This is a genomic window from Halopseudomonas oceani (assembly GCF_002903165.1).
Lineage (GTDB): Bacteria > Pseudomonadota > Gammaproteobacteria > Pseudomonadales > Pseudomonadaceae > Halopseudomonas > Halopseudomonas oceani.
In genome coordinates, this window is the sequence record NZ_PPSK01000022.1 from 25,205 (window position 1) to 48,763 (window position 23,559).

At 58.3% G+C, this 23,559-nt stretch carries 22 protein-coding genes and 2 riboswitches; of the genes, 11 read left to right on the plus strand and 11 right to left on the minus strand.

From position 1 onward, the window contains the following. The 3 genes from C1949_RS16955 to C1949_RS16965 all read right to left on the minus strand — a co-directional run bounded on the left by C1949_RS16955 (nucleotide 1) and on the right by C1949_RS16965 (nucleotide 3,823). On the minus strand, nucleotides 1–483 hold the full coding sequence (locus tag C1949_RS16955) for a GNAT family N-acetyltransferase (protein WP_104739610.1): 483 nt from the start codon (nucleotides 481–483) through the stop codon (nucleotides 1–3). Next, nucleotides 480–2,690, minus strand: a complete 2,211-nt coding sequence (locus C1949_RS16960; protein ID WP_170063104.1) for a multiheme c-type cytochrome — start codon at nucleotides 2,688–2,690, stop codon at nucleotides 480–482. Before C1949_RS16960 ends, C1949_RS16955 begins: the two co-directional genes overlap by 4 nt. A 197-nt stretch (nucleotides 2,691–2,887) precedes the next feature. Beyond that, nucleotides 2,888–3,823 carry a GGDEF domain-containing protein gene (locus C1949_RS16965; protein WP_104739612.1) on the minus strand — a complete coding sequence of 312 codons (936 nt, stop codon included), beginning with the start codon at nucleotides 3,821–3,823 and terminating at the stop codon, nucleotides 2,888–2,890. A 197-nt stretch (nucleotides 3,824–4,020) separates the two neighbouring features. Continuing rightward, a riboswitch (TPP riboswitch) is annotated at nucleotides 4,021–4,144 on the plus strand. Here C1949_RS16965 and C1949_RS16970 point away from each other — a divergent pair. The 3 genes from C1949_RS16970 (at nucleotide 4,134) to C1949_RS16980 (ending at nucleotide 8,162) form a co-directional block, all read left to right on the plus strand. After that, nucleotides 4,134–5,516, plus strand: coding sequence for a sodium:solute symporter family transporter (locus tag C1949_RS16970; protein WP_104739613.1), 1,383 nt, complete (start codon nucleotides 4,134–4,136; stop codon nucleotides 5,514–5,516). Its footprint overlaps the riboswitch before it by 11 nt. A 163-nt stretch (nucleotides 5,517–5,679) precedes the next feature. After that, the gene (locus C1949_RS16975; protein WP_104739614.1) at nucleotides 5,680–7,188 is read left to right on the plus strand and encodes a flavin-containing monooxygenase; all 1,509 of its coding nucleotides are present in this window, start codon (nucleotides 5,680–5,682) and stop codon (nucleotides 7,186–7,188) included. A 17-nt stretch (nucleotides 7,189–7,205) separates the two neighbouring features. Then, on the plus strand, nucleotides 7,206–8,162 hold the full coding sequence (locus C1949_RS16980; RefSeq protein WP_229744373.1) for a 3-hydroxyacyl-CoA dehydrogenase: 957 nt from the start codon (nucleotides 7,206–7,208) through the stop codon (nucleotides 8,160–8,162). A 38-nt stretch (nucleotides 8,163–8,200) separates the two neighbouring features. Here C1949_RS16980 and C1949_RS16985 read toward each other — a convergent pair whose 3' ends face one another. Beyond that, on the minus strand, nucleotides 8,201–9,421 hold the full coding sequence (locus C1949_RS16985) for an MFS transporter (RefSeq protein ID WP_104739616.1): 1,221 nt from the start codon (nucleotides 9,419–9,421) through the stop codon (nucleotides 8,201–8,203). A 117-nt stretch (nucleotides 9,422–9,538) separates the two neighbouring features. After that, nucleotides 9,539–9,997 carry a hypothetical protein gene (locus C1949_RS16990; RefSeq protein ID WP_104739617.1) on the minus strand — a complete coding sequence of 153 codons (459 nt, stop codon included), beginning with the start codon at nucleotides 9,995–9,997 and terminating at the stop codon, nucleotides 9,539–9,541. Between the two features lie 126 nt (nucleotides 9,998–10,123). Next, nucleotides 10,124–10,269, plus strand: a riboswitch (FMN riboswitch). 86 nt (nucleotides 10,270–10,355) lie between these two features. Between C1949_RS16990 and C1949_RS16995 the strand changes: the two genes are divergently transcribed. After that, nucleotides 10,356–10,823: a 6,7-dimethyl-8-ribityllumazine synthase gene (locus tag C1949_RS16995; RefSeq protein WP_229744372.1), complete on the plus strand. Its 468-nt coding sequence runs from the start codon at nucleotides 10,356–10,358 to the stop codon at nucleotides 10,821–10,823. 26 nt (nucleotides 10,824–10,849) lie between these two features. Here C1949_RS16995 and C1949_RS17000 read toward each other — a convergent pair whose 3' ends face one another. Then, the gene (locus tag C1949_RS17000; RefSeq protein WP_104739619.1) at nucleotides 10,850–11,065 is read right to left on the minus strand and encodes a dodecin; all 216 of its coding nucleotides are present in this window, start codon (nucleotides 11,063–11,065) and stop codon (nucleotides 10,850–10,852) included. Between the two features lie 163 nt (nucleotides 11,066–11,228). Here C1949_RS17000 and C1949_RS17005 point away from each other — a divergent pair, with 163 nt between their 5' ends. The 4 genes from C1949_RS17005 to C1949_RS17020 all read left to right on the plus strand — a co-directional run bounded on the left by C1949_RS17005 (nucleotide 11,229) and on the right by C1949_RS17020 (nucleotide 16,271). Continuing rightward, nucleotides 11,229–12,584 carry an imelysin family protein gene (locus tag C1949_RS17005; protein ID WP_104739620.1) on the plus strand — a complete coding sequence of 452 codons (1,356 nt, stop codon included), beginning with the start codon at nucleotides 11,229–11,231 and terminating at the stop codon, nucleotides 12,582–12,584. A gap of 96 nt (nucleotides 12,585–12,680) precedes the next feature. Then, on the plus strand, nucleotides 12,681–14,096 hold the full coding sequence (locus tag C1949_RS17010) for a di-heme oxidoreductase family protein (protein ID WP_104739621.1): 1,416 nt from the start codon (nucleotides 12,681–12,683) through the stop codon (nucleotides 14,094–14,096). 9 nt (nucleotides 14,097–14,105) lie between these two features. Beyond that, a complete protein-coding gene (locus C1949_RS17015; RefSeq protein WP_104739622.1) occupies nucleotides 14,106–15,143 on the plus strand; it encodes an imelysin family protein in 1,038 nt (345 codons plus the stop codon). A gap of 3 nt (nucleotides 15,144–15,146) precedes the next feature. After that, complete coding sequence (locus C1949_RS17020; RefSeq protein ID WP_104739623.1) at nucleotides 15,147–16,271, plus strand: DUF1513 domain-containing protein; 1,125 nt, start codon at nucleotides 15,147–15,149, stop codon at nucleotides 16,269–16,271. Between the two features lie 22 nt (nucleotides 16,272–16,293). Here the strand turns inward: C1949_RS17020 and C1949_RS17025 are convergent, their stop codons facing one another. Further along, entirely contained in the window at nucleotides 16,294–16,626 is a 333-nt protein-coding gene (locus C1949_RS17025; RefSeq protein WP_104739624.1) for a PilZ domain-containing protein, read from the minus strand. A gap of 230 nt (nucleotides 16,627–16,856) precedes the next feature. Here C1949_RS17025 and C1949_RS17030 point away from each other — a divergent pair, with 230 nt between their 5' ends. Further along, complete coding sequence (locus tag C1949_RS17030) at nucleotides 16,857–17,342, plus strand: copper chaperone PCu(A)C (protein WP_104739625.1); 486 nt, start codon at nucleotides 16,857–16,859, stop codon at nucleotides 17,340–17,342. Here C1949_RS17030 and C1949_RS17035 read toward each other — a convergent pair. From C1949_RS17035 to C1949_RS17045, 3 genes are all read right to left on the minus strand, one after another. Next, the gene (locus C1949_RS17035) at nucleotides 17,336–17,968 is read right to left on the minus strand and encodes a trimeric intracellular cation channel family protein (protein ID WP_104739626.1); all 633 of its coding nucleotides are present in this window, start codon (nucleotides 17,966–17,968) and stop codon (nucleotides 17,336–17,338) included. The genes C1949_RS17030 and C1949_RS17035 overlap by 7 nt on opposite strands. Before the next feature lie 28 nt (nucleotides 17,969–17,996). Then, nucleotides 17,997–19,361 (minus strand): glutathione-disulfide reductase, encoded by a 1,365-nt coding sequence (gene gorA / locus C1949_RS17040; RefSeq protein ID WP_104739627.1) that lies wholly within the window; start codon nucleotides 19,359–19,361, stop codon nucleotides 17,997–17,999. 62 nt (nucleotides 19,362–19,423) lie between these two features. Beyond that, the gene (locus C1949_RS17045) at nucleotides 19,424–20,794 is read right to left on the minus strand and encodes a UDP-glucose dehydrogenase family protein (protein WP_104739628.1); all 1,371 of its coding nucleotides are present in this window, start codon (nucleotides 20,792–20,794) and stop codon (nucleotides 19,424–19,426) included. Between the two features lie 233 nt (nucleotides 20,795–21,027). On the opposite strand from C1949_RS17045, the gene C1949_RS17050 reads away from it, so the two are divergent. Continuing rightward, nucleotides 21,028–22,188 (plus strand): sensor domain-containing diguanylate cyclase, encoded by a 1,161-nt coding sequence (locus C1949_RS17050; protein ID WP_170063106.1) that lies wholly within the window; start codon nucleotides 21,028–21,030, stop codon nucleotides 22,186–22,188. Here the strand turns inward: C1949_RS17050 and C1949_RS19475 are convergent. Continuing rightward, entirely contained in the window at nucleotides 22,185–22,358 is a 174-nt protein-coding gene (locus C1949_RS19475) for a hypothetical protein (protein ID WP_170063107.1), read from the minus strand. The genes C1949_RS17050 and C1949_RS19475 overlap by 4 nt on opposite strands. Before the next feature lie 375 nt (nucleotides 22,359–22,733). Here C1949_RS19475 and C1949_RS17055 point away from each other — a divergent pair. Next, nucleotides 22,734–23,559: Arm DNA-binding domain-containing protein (locus C1949_RS17055; RefSeq protein ID WP_170063108.1), on the plus strand; the 826-nt coding region annotated here is incomplete at its 3' end.

Genomic DNA, 23,559 nt, shown 5'->3' on the forward strand with positions numbered 1-23,559 from the left:
CTACAGCGGTTTTTCCCAGAACAGTGCCCGGCCCATTTCCGGCAGCAGTTGGTAACCCTGAAAGCCAAAACCAAGGTAGCTACGCTGAGCAGCCTGGTTACCTTCCAACACTTCCAGGGTGAGCTTGCAGCAACCTCGCTGCCGGGCAATGTCCTCGACCTGATTCAGCATCTGCCGAGCAATGCCCTGCCCTCGCCAACGGCGTGAAACGATCACGTCGTGAATATTGATTAGCGGCTTGCCCTTGAACGTGGAAAACGCCTCGAAGCAGTTGACCAGGCCAACATACTGGCCGTCGGCAACCGCGAGCACAAACAGGTAATCCGTCCGTGAGGACAGCTTTTCCGGTAGTGATTCGAGCAACTCCGGAGCAAGCGCCGCAGCGCCACCCATAGGGTCAAGCGCATATTCAGCGAGCAACGACTTCAACGCCGTAGCATGAATTTCGTTGCCAAGATCGCCGACGATCACTTCCAAAGTCATTGCGTTGCATCCTTGTTCTGAAGCTGTTGTTGCAGTGTCAACAGGGTTTGGTTGGCAGGAGTCAAATCAAGCCCTTCGGCAATTAGCGCTAGGGCAGCGGCGCGCTGATCGGCACTGTTGAGCGCGACGGCGAGCACGTATCGATAGTGGGTGTTCTGCGGGTCGAGCACAACTGCCCGGCGCAGCTCGATCAGAGCGGTGGTCATATCCTTGCTGCGTACCTTGAGCAGCCCCAGGCTGAAGTGCAACGGGGCAGCCTGCGGCAACGCCTCCAACCCTTTGTTAAGCAGTGTTTCGGCCATAGGATCGCGCATCGACGCGCGATACAGATCGGCCAGATTGATGTAGGCACCGATGAAATAGGGATCAAGCTTTAAGGCCTGTGCGTAGGCATCTTCCGCCAGTGCAAGCTGATTACGCGCCTGATAGTACAGGCCAATGTTTAACTGCGCCGAAGGATCATCGGCGTTGGCCTGTTGCGCTTTGAGGTATTGCTGCTGCGCCTGGCGCAACTTTTCAATGTCATTACCTTGCATCTGCTCTGGCGGAATATCCAGCAACTGCGCGGCCGCCTGCAGCCTGACCACGCGTTCAGGCGCATCCAGCAGCGGGCTGGCAAGCTGCCAACGGGTGACCGGCGGGTAACTGCCAATCGCCTCCAGCGCGCCCAGGCGAATCACCGGGTCCTTCGCACGCAGGGCAACGAACAGCGACTGGGCTACCTCCGGCCCAGGCCAGGCCTGCAGCAGGCTGGCGGCAGTGGCACGGGCGATCGCTGGCTGGCCTTCGTCGGCCAACAGCGTCAACAGATCCTTCTGGGCGCCAACAGATCCCGCTCGGCCGGCTGCCAGAGTGTGCGCATACTGCTGCAAGCCCTGCGGTACGTGCCCGTACCATTGTTCGACGTGCTCTGCCGCCCATTCGGGTGTTTCGTCGCTGTGACACTGATTGCAGGCGTTGGGCACACCGAGGCTGACGCTCAGATCAGGACGCGGAATACGCAAGCTGTGATCGCGCCGAGGATCCACTTCCATGTACGTTGTGGTCGGCATATGGCAATCCACGCAGGCGCTGCCCTGCACGCTGCTGTGAAAGTGGTGCTTCGGCGTCTGGTACTGGTCGGCCTGGTGACACTGCAGGCAGACACCATCGCCGGGGACCTTGAGTTCCAGCGAGTGCGGGTTGTGGCAGTCACTGCAGGTCACGCCAGCCTGATACATTTTGCTCTGCAGTAACGAGCCATGCACAAACACCTCATCCTGAATCTGACCGTCGGGGTAATACAGGCCCTGATCAAGGGTAGCGAGCAGATAATTTTCCACCAGCAAACCGGCATCCTGCGGGTCATCAAACAGTTGCGCACGGCGGGAGTGGCAGGCAGCACAGGCTTGAGTTTCCTTCTCGCTGTCGCGCGGTTTGCTGCGACTGGGCGTGCCGTTCTCGTCATGCTGCCAGGTGACACCCTCACGCTCATCAAAGCGCACCGCAAGACCTAGGGTATTCGCCATGTCTGGGTGCGCATCAGGCGTCTCGGCCCAATCCAGATGGTCCGACGCCGGGCCGTGGCAGGACTCGCAGGACACGTCGATCTCGGCCCAGCGGGTGTCATAACGGTCGGTCGCGGCGTTGAAATTGCGTTCCAGATTGGTTGAATGGCATTCAGCGCACATCAGGTTCCAGTTGAACTGACGGCCACTCCAGTGCAGCGCCTTGACCGGGTCGTCGCCATTGACATCAGGGTTGAGCTGGAACCAGCGCTGGCCGCCCTCCCCAGCTGGCCGCGCGTCCCAGGCAACACTGAACGCCTGATAACGGCCGCCGGGCATCGCCAGCAGATACTGCTGCAGCGGATAGACCCCAAAGGTGTACTCGGCAACATAGTCATGCTGGCGGCCATCCGGCCCCAGGGTATTGACCAGAAACTGGCCGTCACGCTGGAAGAAGGTGCTGGTCACCCCGCCAAAACGGAAGGTGGCATTATTGAAGTCCCCCAGGACAGTTACCCCACTGGCTTCTTGCATCGCCTGATCATGGTGCGAGCCGTCGAAATCGCGAGTCTGCTGCTCATGGCAACCAGCACATACCTCACGACCAACGTAGTGCCGATCCTGGAGAACGACTGAATCCCGAGCTAGCGCAGGCGGCGTCACAGCGACCGGTTGCACCGCTGGCGCGACAGGCGGCAAAACCGGCTCACTGGTGCGCATACTGAACCACCAGACGACGACTGCGCCAGCGACTAGAACAAGCGGCAAAAGCAATCGCCACAGCGACGGAACGGGGGCGGCCTCTCTGGATTTCTTATTATTGGCCATTGGCTGGCAACTTCCTTTTCACGGTTGTGCAGGCATGCTAGCGAACCTTGCGGCAATTAGGCCAGCGGCAGCTTGGACTTGGTGCCGCATCAGCGGCAGACTTCGTCCTCAACCCGGTTACGGCCACCGGCTTTTGCCCGATAGGTGGCCAAGTCTGCCGCATTGAGCAACTGATCAAGAGTCGCGCTGCCACTATCCGAAGCGGTTACACCAAAACTGCAGGTCATCTGGATGCGCTGGCCACGGTAGTCGATATCCAGCGCCTCGATAGAAGCACGCAACCGCTCGGCCAGGTCGCGGGCAGCCTTCAGCCCGGTTGCCGGTAGCAAAACAGCAAACTCCTCGCCGCCCAGCCTGGCTGCGATATCCGCCGCACGGGTATGACTTCTGAGCACCTCTGCCAGCGCCTTTAACACGACATCACCGGCTGCATGCCCATAACAATCGTTGATGCGCTTGAAACGGTCGGCATCCAGCGCAATCAGTGCTACCGGGTGGCCTTGGCGCCGAGCCTGCTCAATGGCCGACCGGCCGAGGGCAAACAACGCGCGGCGGTTGGCCAGCCCGGTGAGCGCATCTTCGTTGGCCAGTTGCTCGGCCTGCAGGCGCGCAGCGGTGAGTTGCGTCTGCAGATCCTTGAGATCGGTAATGTCGGTAGCGATTTCTATGCGTACCAGCCGGCCGTCGGGCCAGCGAATGGCCTGGTCGCGGCACTGATACCAGCGGTTATTCCGGGTATTGCGAAACTCCCAGACCTGTACCCCAGTCGCCGCGCCCTCGGCGTCCACCAACATTGCGTTGTTGCAGAATGTGCACGGACCTTTCTGCCCTTTTTGCAACACCTGCCAACATTTTCGGTTATCGATTTCGCCCCATTCGGCACGTCCATAAGCGTTGAGGAACAACAGCTCATGGGTCTGCATGTCGGCGACATAAACCAGCGCATCCAGGCTGTCCAGCACGGTTTCAATGGCCGTTTGCCCCGCGTCAGGGCTATCGGTCTTCACATCAGAATCGTCGCTCATGATGGCACCCGCAATGACTGCGCGCTTAGGCGCAGCCGGTCAAAGAACGAGCGCTCCGAAGCTACTCCATGCGGTGGGCATACTCGATTGTTTTAGTTAACAAGTCCAACAGCAAACCCCTAACGATACCGCCATCTGGCTAACGATGGGTGATAGATATGTGACATCATGTACCAGGATTACCTGTATACCATTCCACCTGTCGCCAGGGGTGTCCGAAGTCATGCGCTTCGGGCTGAGAACAGGCCACGCCTTGGCAGGCCCAAACCCTGGAACCTGATCCGGCTCATACCGGCGGAGGAAGCGCGACATGCTGTACCTGTCCATTGCAGCCCTGGCTGCCGTGTTGTTGCTGTTTGTCTGGATCGGCCTGCGCTCACGCGGCCAGGAAGCTCTTGACGACTTTGTTACCGCTCGCAATTCGCAGAGCAGCTGGGCTATCGGCCTCTCCTTCCTGGCATCAGGCATGGGTGGCTGGATTCTGTTTGCTCCGCCGGAAGTCGGCGTGCTGGTCGGGCCGCTGGGCTTGGCTGGCTATGCAGTCGGGGCGGCCCTGCCCTTTCTAGTCTTCGCCCTTTGCGGCCCGGCGATTCGTCGCCGTCTGCCGGAAGGCCGCAGCATCGGTGAATTCGCCCAGCACTGCTATGGTCTTGGTGTCCGCCGCTGGGTCGGGCTCATCTCGCTGCTATATATGGCGTGTTTTCTGATCGCGGAGCTGACAGCAATTGGGGCGATTACCTCCATGCTGTCTGATATCAATGGCAACCTAGTGGTGGTGGGTGTGGCACTGACCACGCTGATCTACACGGCATGGGGTGGGCTGCGCGCCAGCATGACAACCGACCGCTGGCAAGGCTGGTTGCTGATTGCGCTATTGCTGCTGGTTGGCGGTGTTGCCATGACCCGACTGCCGAGCATCAAAGCAGACGCAGTACTACCGAGTATTCCAGCGTCTGCCGCGTTCGGCGTTGCGCTGACTCTGATCATCGCGGTGACGGCAGCCAACCTGTTCCACCAAGGCTACTGGCAGCGACTCTGGGCAGCACGCGATGAGTCTGCGCTGGGACGTGGCGCTGTCATCGGTGGTGTTGCCACCGTATTGGTTGTTGCTGCCGTTGGCGGCCTGGGCATTCTGACCCTGATGAGTGGCGCCGATGTCGGCTCCCCACCCATTCCCTTCTTCGCCATGCTGCATGATGCGCCTGGCTGGCTTTCCCTGCCCGCGCTGCTGCTGGCGATTACCCTGGTTGCCTCGTCGGTCGACACCCTACAGAACGCCATTGTTTCACTTGCGGTGACTGAAAAGCAGGGGCTAAGCCTGTCCGCCGCGCGCTGGTTTACATTGCTACTGATGATCCCCGTGGTCATCCTTGCTCTTCAAGGTAACTCCGTTCTGCGGCTATTCCTGATCGCGGACCTGCTCTGCGCAACCGCAGTCGTTCCGGTGTTGCTCGGTCTCTGGTCGCGCATGACGCCGGCGGCAGCGATCCTCGGCGGGCTGGCTGGCCTGGTCGGCGCCCTGCTACCGGGATGGATAACTACCGGCAGCCTCTATCAGGGCCTGCTAATCGCCAGTTTCCCTAATGCTATTCCAACGTTGGGCCCCTTTATTGGAGCATTACTGACATCAACGCTGGTCAGCATTATTTGTGCCCTACTGTTGCCGGCACGACGCCCGCAAACTGCTCACTGACCTTCTCTACTCAGCCGCAATGCGCGGCTGAGCCTCCCCCATTTATCCCCTATCGTTGGCAATAAATGTCGACTTGTTTTCCGGATTCGACCAGCTCGATCCAGGCACTGGCGTGCAATCTTATAGTTCTCGCAAGCAACACATAATAAAAAGAGAAACCACTATGACCAACGAGCACGTCGACGTGCTGATCATCGGCGCCGGTTTGTCCGGCATCGGGACAGCGGTGCACCTCTCGCAAGAGTGCCCGGGCAAACGCATCGCCATTCTTGAGCGCCGGGAGCGCGTCGGTGGCACCTGGGACCTGTTCAACTACCCCGGCATCCGCTCTGATTCGGACATGTTCAGCTTCGGCTACGACTTTCGTCCCTGGAATGCGCTCAATACCCTGGCCGACGGCGAATCCATCCGCAACTACATTGGCGATACTGCGCGTGAATATGGCGTGGACAAGCTGATTCGCTTTGGTATCGAGACCGAGCAGGCCCAATGGTGCAGTGAACAGCAACAGTGGATCATCAGTGCGCGCGACCTGAGCAACGGGGAGCCACGCCACTACAGCTGCGACTTCCTAATCAGCTGCACGGGGTACTACGACCACAAGAACGGCTACCTTCCCGATTTCCCGGGCGTTGAGCGCTTTCAGGGTCGGTGCATCCACCCCCAGCACTGGCCAGCAGACCTGGACTACAAGGGCAAGAAGGTCGTTGTTATCGGCAGTGGCGCCACGGCGGTTACAGTGGTGCCGGCGATGGCCGACCAGGCGGCACACGTCACCATGCTGCAGCGCTCACCCTCATATGTGATGACGGTGCCGGCGCATGACAAGATCACAGAAATACTACGCAGGGTGATGCCCGAAAGCTGGGCCAATGGCATGGCCCGGAAGCGCAACATTCTGATTCAGCGCTGGCTGTTCAAAGCCGCACGCCGCTGGCCTGAGCGCATGCGTAAACACCTGCTCAACCAGGTCGCCAAACAGCTGGACGATCCGGCACAGATGAAACACTTCACCCCCAGCTACATGCCATGGGACCAGCGCCTCTGCGCCGTGCCCGATGGCGATCTGTTCAAGGCGATCAACAGCGGCAAAGCATCCGTGGTCACTGATCAGATCGACACCTTTACCGAACGCGGCATCAAGCTAGCATCAGGGCAGGAATTGGATGCCGACATCATCATCACCGCGACCGGACTCAAAGTGCAGCTGCTCGGCGGCACCCAACTGCTGATTGACGGCAAGCCCTTCGACCTGCAGCAGCAGATGACCTACAAAGGGGTGCTGCTGCAGAACGTACCGAATATGGCCTGGATCTTTGGCTATACCAACGCCCCCTGGACCCTGAAGTCGGATATCGCGGCACGTTATGTCTGCCGGCTGATCAACCACCTTCGCGCAATCGGCATGCAGGTAGTTACCCCACGCGATTACCAGGGTTGCACCGAACAAAATGCATCGGTACTGGGAGCGCTTGAGTCCGGTTATGTGCAGCGTGCAAATACGGTGCTGCCCCGCCAGGGACAAGTCGCGCCGTGGCGCCTGCTCAACTCGTACGAAGACGACCGTCAAATGCTGCTGAATGAATCGCTTGAGGACGACATCCTCGAGTTTCTACCTCGCAATGCACAGTCAGACAACAGCAACGCTCGCCCTGGAACCCGGGCGGCATGATTAGTGGAGACTCCCGCTTGAACACATCCGTTAACCACCTCACCGTACTGGGTGCCGGCGTTCTGGGCGCCCAGATTGCATGGCACAGCGCGTTTAAAGGAAAGCAGGTTGTGGTCTATGATCTGTTTTCCGAAGCACTGGCGCGCGGTCAAATTGCTCACCAGCAGTATGCGGATATTTATCGCAAGGACCTCGGCGCAAGCCCGGAGCAAATCGAGCAGACGTTTGCTCGCCTGCGCTACAGCAGCGACCTGGCGGACGCCGTCGCTGACGCCGAGCTGGTTATTGAAGCAGTCCCAGAAATCCCCGAGATCAAATCACAGGTATACCGCGACATGGCGCCGTTGCTACCTGCGAACTGTCTGGTGGCAACCAATTCCTCCACCTTGTTGCCAAGCCAGTTCGCTGAGGACACCGGACGGCCCGACAAGTACTGCGCGCTGCATTTCGCCAATCTGATCTGGTCCATGAACCTGGCCGAAATTATGGCCCACGCAAGCACAGCCGAGCAGACGCTGCGCAGCATTACTCGGTTCGCCATCGAGATTGGCATGATCCCGGTACCGGTGCGCAAGCCGCAGAATGGCTACGTTATCAACTCCCTGCTGGTGCCATTGTTGACCGCTGCACAAACCCTCGTCACCAACGGCATTACGACGCCGGAGACCGTCGACAGAACCTACATGGTGATGAATCGCGGAGTGAGCATGGGACCGTTTGGCGTGATCGACGTCGTCGGAATGAAAACCTACTACGACGTCACTCAGTATTGGGGCAACCTCAATCAGGACGAACAAGCACTCAAGAACGCAGACTACATCAAGCACAACTTTCTTGATCAGGGCAAGCTGGGGCTGCAGACCGGCAGCGGCTTCTACAACTACCCGAACCCAGCCTACGCCGATCCGGATTTCCTCGCCGAGCCCGGCATGGAGATTGTTGACGAGGTCGTCAGGCTGACGCTGCCCCACTAAGGCCTAAGGCGGTGCAGCTTCACTGCCCCGCCATGCCATTACTGGGCTTCAACCTCGCGCTCGTGATACCCGCCCGGCTCACCCACCAGCAATACCAACAGCGCCAGCAGTGGCATCGAGCCGCCGAGCAGGGACGCGGCCAGCCAGCCACCGCTGACATACGCCCAGGCGCCCAGCGCTGAGCCAATCGCCCCGCCAACAAAGAAGGTCGCCATGTAGAGGGCGTTTAAACGACTGCGCTCTGCCTCGCCCAGGGAGTAGATCGCACGCTGCCCCAGTACGACATTGCCAGATACGCCCAGATCAAGCAGCACCGCGGCCACCACAAGTAACAGCAGCGATAGCGCAGATCCGGGCGCGACAATATGCGTCATCGCAAACGCCACCATCACCGACACCATTGCGCTGATGGTGGCGACACGGGTAAGGCCGCGGTCAGCCAAGCGGCCAGCAACCGGGGCAGATACCACACCCGCCACACCGGCCAGCGCAAACAGTGCAATGCCGGACTGGGATAACCCGAAGTCCGGACCAGCCAGCAACAGCGGCGTCGTCGTCCAGAACAAGCTGAATGCCCCGAACATCATTGCCTGATAGAAGGCTCGGCGCTGCAGAATAGGTGTGTGCCGCGCCAGCGCTGCCATCGACCGCAGCAGCGCCAGGTAGCCCATGCTTGCAGTAGGAACCCGGCGCGGAATGACCCGGCGCATGACCAGCACCAATGCAACCATTAATCCGGCCGAAATGAAGAACATGGCGCGCCAGGAGACCAGATCCGCAACAAAGCTGGATACCGGCCGAGCCAGCATAATGCCGAACATCAGGCCACCCATCACATTGCCGACCACCTGCCCCCGCCGCGCAGGTGCAGCCAGGTGTGCTGCGAGGGGAACGATAATCTGCACCGCCACCGCACCGATGCCAATGACCAGCGAGCAGGCCAGAAAGGTGAGCGGAGAATCAGACAGCGCAGTGCCAAGCGACGCCAGCGCCAACAACAGCACCATCGCGCTGATCAGCGACCTGTTCTCGAGCCTGTCTGCCAATGGCACAACCAGCAGCAGGCCAATCACGTAGCCGATCTGGGTCAATGTCACGATGAGGCCGCTGGCCTCGGGCGTCATGCCGAGCGATAGGCTGATCGGACCGACCAGTGGCTGCGCATAGTAAATATTGGCCACAATCAGGCCACAGCACGCGGCAAGAAAGCACATCAGCCCGTTGGCAATGCCCCTGCTGTTCTCTGGCACGTTTGACATTGGCGCTCCATTACAAGCCGAAAAAGGAAGGCGGCCATGCTACGCCTATTTATTCGTATTTTGTCGAACTATATGTCTGACCGAACTGAAAAGACTGTTGCATAAATAGAACGGAGTTTAGCTGTTGAGCAGCTTCAGCATGCTGGAACGCTGCTCATCATTCAGCGCCTGTTGCTTGGTTGCCTTGGTGAGGCTCGCGTAGGCTGTGCTGAGCGCGCTGGATAAGCTGGCAAGTTGGCTACGCAGGCCATCCATCAACAGGCTGCGCTCTTCATCAGATAGATCCTGTTGGCGAGCCAGCTCACTTATCTGCTGCTGAACCTCGGCAATCTGCTGTTTCAGGTCACGGATATGCTTGAGCAACCGTTTGATGACCTCCGGTAAATCGCTGTCATCAATATCTTGATTGCGGTTGCTCTGTTCAGCCTTTTCTGCCCGCTCCGACAGCGATACCTTAACGCTGTCAGCGATATCGCGATTACTGCCGAGTGTCGGCGTGGCGGGCTCCGCTGCAGCTGAAGACACCCCACCCTGGCGCCTGCCAACGTCAGTCCAGTTCAACTCGCCAATGCGCATAGCCGGCACCCCACGTAGTGATAGATACCTGCCTATATCGGTCGCTTATCGACGAACTTTAGCTCCAATCCGTTTTGACCGGAGGGACGACCTTACTTATATTGTCCGCCGCCGCTACCCTTGCGGCATCGTTCTCGGGGCGGGGTGAAACTCCCCACCGGCGGTGATGGAGCCCGACTCCCAAGCCCGCGAGCGCTCTGCAGGTGCAGAGGTCAGCAGATCTGGTGAGACTCCAGAGCCGACGGTTACAGTCCGGATAGGAGAGAACGCGACAGCCACCATGCCGATGCATGTCGACGTGGCGCTGCCCGTTCGCCCTGATTCAAACCGACATTGAGACATGAATCAGAGCCAGACGATGAATAACTTTCAACCTTCGCAACAACGCATTGCCTTCATTCACGCCTCTTGGCACGCCGACATCGTGCTGCGCTGCCTGGACGGCTTTCGTGAAGAAATTGCCACCCGCGGTTATGACCCAGACCTGATCGATGTGATCGCAGTCCCCGGGGCCTATGAAATTCCGCTGCAGGCCAAGCTGCTGGCCAAGACTGGTCGCTACGCATCCATCGCCTGTTCCGGACTGGTCGTTGACGGCGGCATATATCGCCATGACTTTGTAGCCAACGCGGTCATCAGCGGCATGATGCAGGTGCAGCTGGAGACCGAGGTGCCGGTATTAACTGCCGTGCTGACCCCGCATCACTTTCACGAGCATAGCGAGCACCAGAACTATTACCGCACGCACTTTGTCACCAAAGGGCGAGAACTGGCAGCCGCAGCAGACTCCGCAATGTCGCTGCGTTGGCAGGTGCTCAACAGCTGATCCTACCCGCCTCATCGCCGGCCGCGTCAGCTGCCGGCGATCCTGAAACCGATCTGCAGCACGACCTGAAAGTGTGCGACCTGATCGTCTGCGATGTGCCCACGGGTTTCCTTTACCTCAAACCACTCCATGTAGCGGATAGTCTTCGCACACTCCGCGATCGCCGCTCTGATGGCGTCATCAATGCTGTTGGGTGACGAGCCAACAACTTCCACCTTCTTATAGACATGATGGTTGGACATGGTCCACCTCCACTTTTGCCATGAATGTGCACTCAGTATGGCAAAGCCCCGTGCGCCTCGCCTGCAGCACCAGCGCGCATTGCAATATGCTGTCATCGGCATATAATCCATAATGCAAATCACTATCATTAATTGATTGAGCACAATCAACAGGGAGCTATACATGGCCGTGCGTTTTCCCTTGCAGGCGCTTGCGCTAGCAATTTCCACCTCTTTCCTTCTGACCGCATGCAACGACAACGAGCAAGCCACGGCGCCGGAAGCTGCCGCGCCCGCTGCCCCCGTTGCAGAAACAGCACCTGCCAGTGCGCCAGAAACAACGGGCGTTGCCCCTGCTGCGATCGTCAATCACTACGCCGATTTGGCACTGGCAACCTATGAGGACGCGCTGGCTACCGCCAAAACCCTGGACGCCGCTACTGACGCGCTGATTGCCAATCCCACTGAAGAAACCCTTGCCGCCGCCCGCACCGCTTGGTTGCAATCACGTGTTCCGTACCAGCAATCTGAGGTCTTCCGTTTCAGTAACTCGGTGGTTGATGACTGGGAAGGTCAGCTCAACGCCTGGCCACTGGACGAGGGGCTGATCGACTACGTCAATGCCGAGGATTACCAGCACGCATTGGGCAATGAAGGTGCCAATGCCAATATCATCGCCAGCAAAGAGCTGAACGTCGGTGGCGAAACACTGGACCTGACCAACATCACGCCCGAGCTGCTGGCCAGCCTGAATGAGGTAGGTGGTTCTGAAGCCAACGTAGCTACCGGTTACCACGCAATCGAGTTTCTGCTCTGGGGTCAGGACCTGAACGGCTTTGAGGCTGGCGCCGGTAACCGCAAGGCAACTGACTATGCTGTCGGCGACGCCTGCACCAACGGCAACTGTGACCGCCGCGCGGCTTACCTAGATGCGGCTACCGACCTGCTGGTCTCCGACCTGAACTGGATGGTTGGCCAATGGAAAGCAGGCGTTGATGGTAACTACCGTGCCGAACTGACCGCGCTCGAGCCGACCGCTGTGTACCAGAAGATGCTGTTCGGCATGGGCTCGCTGTCACTGGGCGAGCTCGCCGGTGAGCGCATGAAGGTCGCACTGGAGGCCAACTCCTATGAAGACGAACACGACTGCTTCAGCGACAACACCCACAACTCCCACTACTACAACGCGCTCGGTATCCAGAACGTCTATACCGGCAACTACAAGCGTGTTGACGGTACCGAGCTGAGCGGCGCTTCGCTGGCTGACCTGGTTGGTCAGATCGACCCCGAACTGAACCAGAAACTGATCGGCCAGCTGGACGCCAGTGTTGCGGCACTTGGTCACATGAAGTCCACCGCTGAAGCGTCAGAAAACCCGGTTACCTTTGATATGATGATCGCGCCCGAAAACACTCAAGGTGCAGAAATCATCAACAACGCCATTGCCACGCTGGTTGAGCAGACTGGCTCGATTGAGCAGGTCGCAGCGGTTGTCGGCGTCGAGTCCCTCGAGCCCGACGATGCTGGTCATCAGTTCTGATCTGGCGTAGTTCCTGTGCCCGGCGGTAACCCCGCCGGGCAATCTGACAGATACGCTCCTTGCTGATACTCACCCAGGCAAAGTGAAACGACATCCATGCTTCATCCTCTCCTCCGCGCTAGCGCGCTGCTGGTCCCTGTGTTGCTGATCTCGAATTTGACCCAGGCCACTGAAACCACCTACCCGATTCAAGACACACCGCTCACCGGTGGTGACGGCAGCGTCAAGCAACATGACCAAAACGCCTACTCGCTACCCTTGGCAAACATGTCGATGACCAAGCGCCTTGATTTCAGCGTAGGCAACAGTTTTTTTCGCAACCCCTGGGTGGTTGCTCCGGCCAGCACGGACGCCCGTGACGGACTTGGCCCGCTGTTCAACACCAACTCCTGCCAGGGCTGTCACCTGAAAGACGGACGTGGTCACGCACCAGCATCCATCGACACGCCCTCAGTCTCGCTGTTCCTGCGCCTTTCTGTCCCTGCGGACCCGGAACAGGATGCCGACCTGCTACGTGAACACGGCCTCAAGCCGGCTCCCATCTATGGCGGCCAGCTGCAGACCTCAGCAATTCCCGGCATGAAGCCGGAAGCCGACATGATCGTCGAGTGGCAATCGGTTACCCAGACGTTGGGTGACGGCACCAAGGTCGTCATGCGCAAACCCGTCTATCACATTGAAAACCCTAACTATGGTCCGCTGCCGAACGATCTACTGACCTCCCCGCGCGTCGCACCGCAGATGATCGGTCTGGGCTTGGTTGAGGCAATTCCGGAAGCGGCGCTGCTGGCCAACGAAGACCCGGACGACGCTAATGGTGATGGCATATCCGGCCGCGCCAATCGCGTTTGGGACCGCGTTGCCAAGCAAACCGTTGTCGGGCGCTTTGGCTGGAAGGCCGGACAACCCAGCATCATGCAGCAGAGCATGGATGCCTTCGCTGGCGACATGGGGTTAACGTCGACCGTTACACCAGCGACGGACTGCACACCGCAGCAACAGTGTGATCGCTTCCCGAACGGCGGTGACATCGAGGTAACCGACAACGTTGCCAACTTTATCAACTTTTACGCTACCAGCCTGGCCGTACCGACCCGTCGTGAGCAGGACAACCCGCAGGTCCAGCGCGGTGCCAGCGTTTTCAACGATATCGGTTGCGCCGCCTGCCACACGCCACGTTACACCACCGGCCAGGTTGAACGTCCTGAGCTGAGCGGTCAGGTCATCTGGCCCTATTCCGACTTCCTGCTGCACGACATGGGCCCCGGCCTGGCGGACGGACGGCCGGAATTCCTGGCGGACGGCAACGAATGGCGTACCCCTCCGCTGTGGGGCCTAGGGCTGACCAAGGTAGTGAATCCGCAAGCCGGTTTTTTACATGACGGTCGTGCAGAAACCGTGGAACATGCCATCCTCTGGCACGACGGTGAAGCGCGTCCAGCAGCGGACCAGTATCGTATGTTGCCGCAAGCAGAACGCGACGCCCTGCTTCGCTTCCTCAACTCTCTCTGAGGCCTGAACATGAGACTGACTGCTCCCCTGTTTATCCTGACAACCGCCAGCGTGCTTGGCATCAGCATGAGCGTGCAGGCACAAGACACATCGCCGCGCGCTGCCTGGCACACCCAGATCGGGCATGGTTATCAACAACTGGCGGACCAGACTAAACAACTGGCCAGCCAGGCCGATGCATATTGCGCCAGCCCCAGCGACAGCGGTCTAACTGAGGTGAAAACGCTCTGGACCAACGCTTTTGCTGCCTGGCAAGCGGTTCGTTTTGTCGATTTTGGGCCAATTGAGCAGAACACTCGCGCCTGGAAATTCCAGTTCTGGCCCGATCCCAAGAACCTCACTGCCAGCAAGGCCAGTTACTGGCTAAAGCCCGAGCGTGAGAGCGTTACGGCGGCCGATCTGGCGCGCGACAGCGTCGCCATTCAGGGGTTTCCGGCAGCCGAGTACCTACTGTTTGATCCCAAGGTTACCGATGGTGAGAATGCCCTGCCCAGCGCCCCATCCTGCCGTCTGCTAACGGCTATCGCGCACAATCTTGAGAACAACGCTGCCGAGCTGAGCAATGACTGGGGTCAGCTTCAGGCGCGATACCTGCAAACCGCCGACTACAACAACGGCACACTCACTTCGGCCATGCATGCGCTTGAGATCATGGCCGACTGGCGTATCGCCGCACCGCTGGGTGTTCGTGGTAACGGTAGGCCCAACCCTTACCTGGCTGACGCCTGGCGTTCCGGAGAGTCACTGAACATGATCAGGGCCTCCCTGCAGGGCATGGCCGATTACTTTGTGCCGGGGCTCAACGCACTGATGGCCGAGAACGATGCACTACCTCTGGCCGAAGAGTTCAGCGCTCAGTTGAACAAGACGCTGGGGCACTTCACTGGATTGCCAGCCGATATCACCCCTTTGCTGCAGACCGAAGAAGGCGTCGCCAGCCTCAATGCGCTACTGGCAGATGTTCGCGCAACGGGGCAAATCCTGACCGGACCGATCGCAGCCAAACTCAGTGTTGTCCGCGGCTTCAACTCCAGCGACGGAGACTGATTGATGCTTGATCGTCGCAGGTTCCTGAAGGCCTCAGTCGCCATCACCTCGGCGGGCGCGCTGGCTGCATGCAGCGGTCGCCTGCCATTTGCCGAGCGAAAGCCGGCCATGGAACTCATCAGTGCCGTCGACGACGATGCAGGACAGCATTACATCACGGGTGTTGATCGCACTGGCAAGACGCGCTTTCAGATTCCGGTTGCTGAGCGCTGCCACGGTGGCTGCGCTCAGCCGCACGGTGATCATGTAGTGGTATTTGCGCGCCGCCCCGGCCGTCTCATGCACGTGCTCAATACCCGTACAGGACAACGTGAGCGCAGCATTCATGCAGGTGATGGATTTCATTACTACGGACACGGCGTCTACAGCCCGGACGCGCGCTACCTGTACGTAACCATGAACAACTACGTCACCTCCGCCGGCCTAGTACGGGTCTATGATGCGCACGATGGCTATAGTGTCGTGACCGACTACGACCTCGCCGGCATCGGCCCCCACGAACTGCGCCTGCACCCGGATGGCAACACGCTGATCGTTGCACTTGGCGGGATAGAAACCCATCCGGACTATGATCGAATCAAGCTGAACCTGGATCGCATGGAGCCGGCGCTGATTCTGATGGACCGCCACAGCGGCGAGATTATTGCCCGCCACGTACCATCCCACCACCAGCTCAGCTGTCGTCATCTGGACGTTAGCCCTGAGGGCATCGTGATTGCCGGGTATCAGTATGAAGGCCCCGAATGGGAGTCGCCGCCGTTGATTGCACGGCTAGACACCCGCACCGGGGCGTTCACCGAGCTGGATTGGCCAGTAGAAGAGTTACTGCCGCTAAAAAACTATACGGCCAGTATTGCGATCAGCCACCACACACCCTATGCGGTTGTTACTGCGCCGCTGGGCGGTCTGGCTCTGATCATCAACTATCAGACTGGGGAGGTGGTACAGCGCGTGATGGTGAAGGATGTCGCCGGTGCGCTGCCGTACGGAGAGCAGGACTTTATCGTGTCGTCTGGTCTCGGCGGCGTTTTCGTACTATCCCCTGATCGGAATCAGGCCATGGCGCACGGCAAATACCCCGTACGTTGGGACAACCACCTGACTCCAGGACGCTATTTGAGCGCCTGACGTGCGTGTGGCCAGTCGCTGCTCAGCGGCTGGCCACCATCTTGGCAATGCATTGCCTGGACTCTTCCGGCAACGCGGTAAAATGCATACCGGTCCAAAACTGTTCTCCGTTGATACTGACCCGATTCCACAAGCTCTCGGCATCCAGCAAAAACTCCTTCACGCCGTTTAACGTCATCGGCAAATTGATCTGCAACGCAAAGGCCCTATTCAGGTCTACCGGGCGGCTGCTGAGCAGCATCAAGCCCTCCTCATGCAAGTCAACCACGCGCCCCAGATGATCCCCGGTCTCCAGATCAAACACTTCCAGACTGCTACTCACCAAATGCCGTTCCAACCGTCTGCGCTCCGTCATTTCGTGCTCGAATTCCTGTTGGGTCCGATGATGACACCATTACATCACCTGCCTCAGTGTGCTGGAAAAACATAGTGGCGAAAAGCTACATATGCACCTACTTTTACCAACCACGACACATTTCCACCATTGCTGCTTGCAATTGGTGCAGCGGCGCTGTGTCACTTCTTCTAACGCCCCTTTTCGGGGTATGGTTCACTCACTATCCCGTTTCCTTCAAGGACTTCCATATGCGTTTCAATCGATTTTCACTGCTGCTGATTGGTTGCGCTCTTGCCCAGCTGGTGGACGCTCATGAGTTTGAAGCCGGCGCGTTACATATTGCCCATCCTTGGTCACGTGCCATGCCTCCAGCGGTGCCAACGGGTGCAGCCTATCTAGAGATCAGCAACCATGGCGCCGAAAATGACACCTTGCTGGGAGCCGACAGCCCAGCAGCGGACAAGGTCGAGATTCACGAGCACGTTCATGCCGACGGTTTGATGAAGATGCAGCAGGTGGATAGTCTGGTCATCGCCCCCGGAGAAACAGTCACCTTTCAGCCCGGCGCTTACCACTTGATGCTTTTCAACCTCAAGCAGCCGCTGAGCGCTGGCGAGCATTTCCCGCTGACGCTGCATTTCGCCGTCGCAGGTGATGTAGACGTAGTGGTCAATGTGCAGGCGGCAGACGAGCCGGCAACGCATGATGCTGGCTCAGGTCACGCACATCACTGATCTGAGCGGTTGCGATCCAGCAGGTGGAAGCGCGGCAGCGCCAGATGCCAGCGGATCGCAGCCAGTCGGATAGCCAGGACCAGTGCGATGCAAATGGCGGTAATTACATCCTCGTGCAACGGCAGCGCCTGCAGCCCAATGTACGTGAAGGAGCCGATAATGCAGGCCGTTGCGTAAATTTCCTTGTGAAAGATCAGCGGAATTTCATTGCAGATGATATCCCGCATGACGCCACCTGCTACACCGGTCATAACCCCCATGATGACCGCAGCGCTCACCGGGACACCGTAATTCAGCGCCACCTGGGTGCCGATCACGGTAAATACTGCCAACCCGAAGGCATCTGCCACCAACAGCCCGGTTTCATTGATCGGGCGCGTCAGCCTGACCCACAGCACGGTGCCGACGGCCGCCAGGGTAGCGACCAGAATGTACACGTCGTTGCGAATCCAGCTGACCGGATGGTTACCCAGTATGACGTCGCGAAGTGTGCCGCCACCCAGAGCAGTGATGATGGCGATAACCAACACCCCGAACAGATCCATGGATTTGCGCCCCGCCATCAGCGCACCGGTAATGGCAAACACCGCCACACCAAACAAATCGAAGGCGTAAAACCAGCTCATGTATGCAGCACTCCACAAGGAGCCGCGATCAGTCCTCGCGGCTAGGCGTGCGCATGGTAACAAACTCCTCGGCCGCGGTGGGGTGAATACCCAGCGTCGCGTCGAACACGGCTTTGGTCGCCCCCGCCTTCACTGCAACGGCCAGTCCCTGGACGATTTCGCCCGCTTCCGGCCCAACCATATGAATGCCTAGAACCCGGTCCGTCTCCTTATCTACCAGCAGCTTCATAAGGCTCTGCTCGCTGCGTCCGGCCAAGGTATTGCGCATCGCTCGGAAGCGGCTCTCGTAGACTTTCAGCTTGTGCCCCTTGGCCCGCGCATCGTCCTCGGTCAAGCCGAGGGTGGCAATATTGGGGATACAGAATACGGCCGTCGGGATATCGTTGTAGTCGACCGGCAGATACTCTTCAGGGCGATACAGGCGACGCGCCAAAGCCATCCCTTCGGCCAGTGCCACTGGCGTCAATTGCACGGTGCCGGTGACGTCCCCAATCGCCAGCACCGCCGGATCGGAGGTCTGGTAGTGTTCGTCAACGCGGATGTTGCCCTTGTCGTCGAGCGTCACACTGGTGTTTTCCAGCCCCAGATCGTCGGTGTGTGCCCGACGCCCCGTGGCATAAAGCACCAGATCGGTTTCGATCTGGTCACCATTGGTGAGGGTCACGCTCAGCGACTGATCAGCATTGCGCTCAATGCGGGCGACGTCGCTGTTGAAGCGCAGCCGCACCCCTTTCTCGGCCAGCACAGAAGCCATGTGCTCTCGCACGCTACGATCGAAGCCACGAAGGAACAGATCCCCTCGATACAGCTGGGTAGTTTCGCAACCAAGCCCATGGAAAATACCGGCAAACTCGATGGCAATATAGCCGCCACCAACGACCAGTGCCCGCTTTGGCAGGCTATCGAGAAAGAAGACCTCGTTGGAGCTGATTACATGCTCGTTGCCCGGGAAGTCCGGCACGTGGGGCCAGCCCCCCGTCGCAACCAAAATACGCTCGGCACTGTAGCGACGACCATCGACTTCTACGTGATGCGAGTCGATGAATCGTGCCCGCCCTTCAATCAATTGCACACCCGCGGATATCAACAGGTTGCGGTAGATGCCATTCAGCCGACTGATCTCGGCATTCTTGTTGGTGACCAGCCGCGGCCACTCGAAACCGGGGGCAGCAATATCCCAGCCATACCCTGCGGCGTCGGCGATATCCTCGGCAAAATGCGCAGCGTAGGAAAACAGCTTCTTCGGCACACAGCCTACGTTGACGCAGGTGCCCCCCAGATAGCGATCTTCAGCCACTGCCACCCGGGCACCGAAGCCAGCGGCCATGCGACTGGCGCGTACGCCGCCGGAACCGGCACCGATAACAAAAAGATCAAAATCATACTGGGACATGGGCTACCTTCCTGCCTGCGCTGAATAATGAAGTGCCCCAGCATACCGCAAAGTCGGACTAATCAGACCACCTTGCGCAGTAGCGGCGCCGGGCTGTCCATGGGCACTCGGCCGACGCCCACATGCCGAAAGCCGAAGGTACCCAATACAGCGGGATCATACTGATTGCGACCGTCGACGATGACAGGCTCGCGCATCAGGCGCGCCATCAGTGCGAAGTCCGGTTGCCGGAACTGTTTCCACTCGGTGATCAACGCCAGCGCATCGGCATCGTTCAGGACCGCATACGGGTCGCTGAACAACCGCAGCTGCCCGCGCGCGACAGCCTCCGGGTAGGCCTTGGCGATGTTCTCGCTGGCAATAGGGTCGAAAGCCTGCACACGAGCACCTAGATCCAGCAGCCCCTCAATCAACACCCGGCTTGGCGCATCGCGAATGTCGTCGGTACCCGGCTTGAAGGCCAGGCCCCAGATGGCAACGGTTTTGCCGGCCACCCCTTCGCTGTAAAGCTTGCGCAGCATACGCATCGGCCAGGTTTTCTGTGCCTGATTACGCGCTTCGACTGCCTGCAGGATTGGCAGCTGCATCTCACGCTCCTGCGCCATATGCAGCATCGCGCGAATATCCTTCGGAAAACAGGAGCCACCATAACCGCAGCCGGCGTAAATGAAGTGGTGGCCGATACGCGGGTCCGCACCAATACCCTTGCGCACTTCCTCAACATCCACTCCCAGGCTTTCACACAGGTTGGCGACTTCGTTGATAAATGAAATCTTGGTGGCAAGAAACGTATTGGCCGCGTACTTGGTCATTTCTGCAGCGCGACGTGGCATGCACAAAATGCGATCGTGGTTGCGTACAAACGGCTCGTAAAGGCGGCGCATGGTGCGCTCCGCACTGGCATCTTCCGCTCCCAGGATAATTCGGTCCGGACGCATGAAGTCATCAATAGCCGCGCCCTCTTTGAGGAACTCGGGATTGCTGACAACGCTATGCCGCCAGTTCACGCCGCGACGCTGGCAGTGCTGATCCAGAATAGATTGAACACGGCAGGCAGTGCCCACCGGCGCAGTCGACTTGCAAACGACAATGGTCGGCGACTCGAGTGCCCCCCCCAGTTGAGCTGCAACCTCAAGAATCTGCGAGACATCCGCACTGCCGTCAGCGGCTGAGGGAGTGCCCACAGCGATGAAAACCACCTCGCTATTGCGCAGCACCGGGTTCAGCTGGCTGCTGAAGGTCAACCGGCCAGCCGCGTGGTTGGTCTGCAGCAGCGCTTCGATACCCGGTTCAAAGATCGGAGATATGCCGCGGTGCAGCGCCTCGACACGCTCAGCACTGGTGTCGACACAGGCCACTCTATTGCCCATCTCGGCAAAGCAAGCCGCTGTTACCAGGCCGACATAGCCGCAACCAATCACCGTAATCTGCATGGTCAATTTCCTCACTGGCGTTGAGAAGAATTGCGCCATGCGGCTGTGACACTCAGGTTACCTGGCGGTTAATACTTGATGACCCGCGCAGACGCTGACACGTATCAGGCCCCGCACGCAGTAATCCCGCATAATCGCAGAAATGCGCGTAGAGAGAGCGCCATAGTTTCCCTATCTGATTAACAGGCAAGGGGATACAATCAAGTCGCGACCCATTTCCCGGCTAGGTCATGATGACGGGCTCTACACAGGAAAATTCGCACTGGATAGTGCGGTTAAATTATCGGAATCGCACCGCTTCATTTGCCCTGCTGTTTGCGGCAATCGGTGTCTACTTCTATGGCGTTGCCCATAGCGGATTTGCGTGGGCGATGCTCGTCCTGCAGTTTCTGATTTACCCTCACCTGATGTATTTGCGTGCCAGACACTCGCGCTCGCCGCTGGCAGCCGAGCTGAACAACCTGCTGTGCGATTCGTTGCTGTTTGGCATATGGATCGGTTGGCTGGGGTTTCCGCTCTGGATCAGCTACACAATGGTCATTGGCGTGACCATCAATCTGATGGTGTTCAGAGGGCCGAAAGGCTTTCTGCAAGCCGCAGCAGCGCTGGCAGCAGGTGTGCTGCTGTCGCTCGCCATCCAGTCGCCCCAACTTGCGCATTACAGCTACTGGCCGTCGGACCTGCTCTGCATTGCCGGACTGACGCTATACCTGATGATGGTAGGCAATGTCGCTTTCACGCGAAATGACCGGATACGCGAAACACGGGACCAACTGCACAAAAGCCAAAAGGCGCTGCAGCAGGCAAACCAGGCTCTGCAAAGGCAACTGGAAGAAAACACGTTGCTGCAACAGCAACTGCGTGAGCAGGCTGACCGGGATCCGCTGACCGGCGCCTATAATCGTCGATACTTCGATGTCAGCATCAACAGGGAGCTGAGCTTCTGCCAACGGCATGAACAACCACTGTCGCTGGTGCTGCTCGATATCGATCACTTCAAGTCCGTCAACGATGACCATGGTCACCAGGCCGGCGACCTGCTGCTGGTGACCCTCGCAAACCTGCTGCACCAGCACTCAAGGGCAAGTGACATTGTCTGCCGCTTTGGCGGAGAAGAGTTTCTGATCGTATTGCCGAATACCGACTGCACAACGGCGAAAGAGCGCGCCGAACAGTACCGCGTGGCGTTCGCTGCAGCCGGGGTTACCTGGCTTGATCAACCTGTCAGCAGAACGCTTTCGGCCGGAGTTGCCTGTTTTCCAGCACAAGCCAATGATGCGGCAGGTCTTATTCACTGTGCAGACGTCGCGCTCTATGAGGCAAAGAAGTCAGGACGCAACCGCGTGGTGTCCTTCAGCGACGAGACACGCGAGGCGACTCACCTGTCTTCCTAGAGCGCCAGATTTTGTGGGATATAGTAGAAAACCAGCGCAATCATACACAGCGCCCCACCCCACATCAGCGCCACCCCCGATCGCGTTTCTGATCGGGAGTAACCACCGCCAATCAGCATGACGCCCAGCGTAAAGATGGCTACCGTAACCCAGAACTGTTCGCCACTCATGAACACCCTCCCGTATTGATTGCTGAGAGTATAAGCGATGATTGGCATGACCAAGCTGACGCAGGTCATGCAGGGACAGCTCTGCGGGGGGGCTTCATAAGGGATGCTGATTCGCGCTTGGCGAGATATTGGTGCCCGGAGCCGGGGTCGAACCGGCACGACCTAAAGGTCGAGGGATTTTAAGTCAATCTACCCCCATATCTTGTGTTGAGCAGAGAAAAGCTGCGTACAGCCTTCATGAGCTGAGTTCGCATGATTAGGGCTTTGTTTTCCTTTCAAATCAACAAGATACTCTTGATCTCATGGCAATTTTGGCTAGACCGGCAAGAGATCGAAGGCTGGGCACAGATGGGCTCAGCTGGGCCGAAAGTTTCCATGAAAGTTTCCATGGGTTTCCATCAGGGCGCAGGTGTAATGGGGCTTCCAGGTGCTCAGATGTCATCAGAAGTTTCCATGGATTTCACAGCGATCCGGTTTTCGGGGGTAAGAAAAGTGGCAAAGGCCGAGCTTCAATTCACGCACGATGCGATCAGAGCGCTTGAGTGCAGCGCAGGTAAATCAGAGCAGATCTTCTACGACAAAACTCAACGCGGGCTCGCGCTTAGGGTTACAGCGAGGGGCGCAAAAACGTTCGTTGTCATAAAGAGAGTCAACGGCACAATGAAACGAATTACGATCAGCAAGTACGACTCGAAAGCAAAAATCGTGTCGATTCGAGATCAGGCCGCCAAGCTGATTGGTGAAATAGATGAGATCATTGAGCGAGAAAAACTAGATAAGCAGTCAAGCTTTGTGACGGTCGAAAGCACTTTCGAGAAGATGATGAAGGCGAAGCAAAGGATCACTCAAGCGACACGAGAAGACTACCGTCGAACGTTCAAAAACTACCTCTCTTCTATTGCTGATGTATCGCTTGGTGACTTCGACTATGAAGATGTGATAGAGCTTCACGCGAGCATTACTAAACCCGTTTTGCGGGCAAACGGGACGATGTCAAAAGAACGAAAACGTGCAGCAAATAAGGCCCTCGGCTTGTTGGGTTCTATCTATCGATTCGCAATAGTCACAAGCAGACATGAAGGCAAATCACTGATTACATCGAACCCGGTCGAGATTATGCGCGAGATGAACATCTGGCATGAAGACCGTCGAAGCAAAATCAGGATTGAGCACGACAAGCTGGCTAGCTTTATTAATGAGT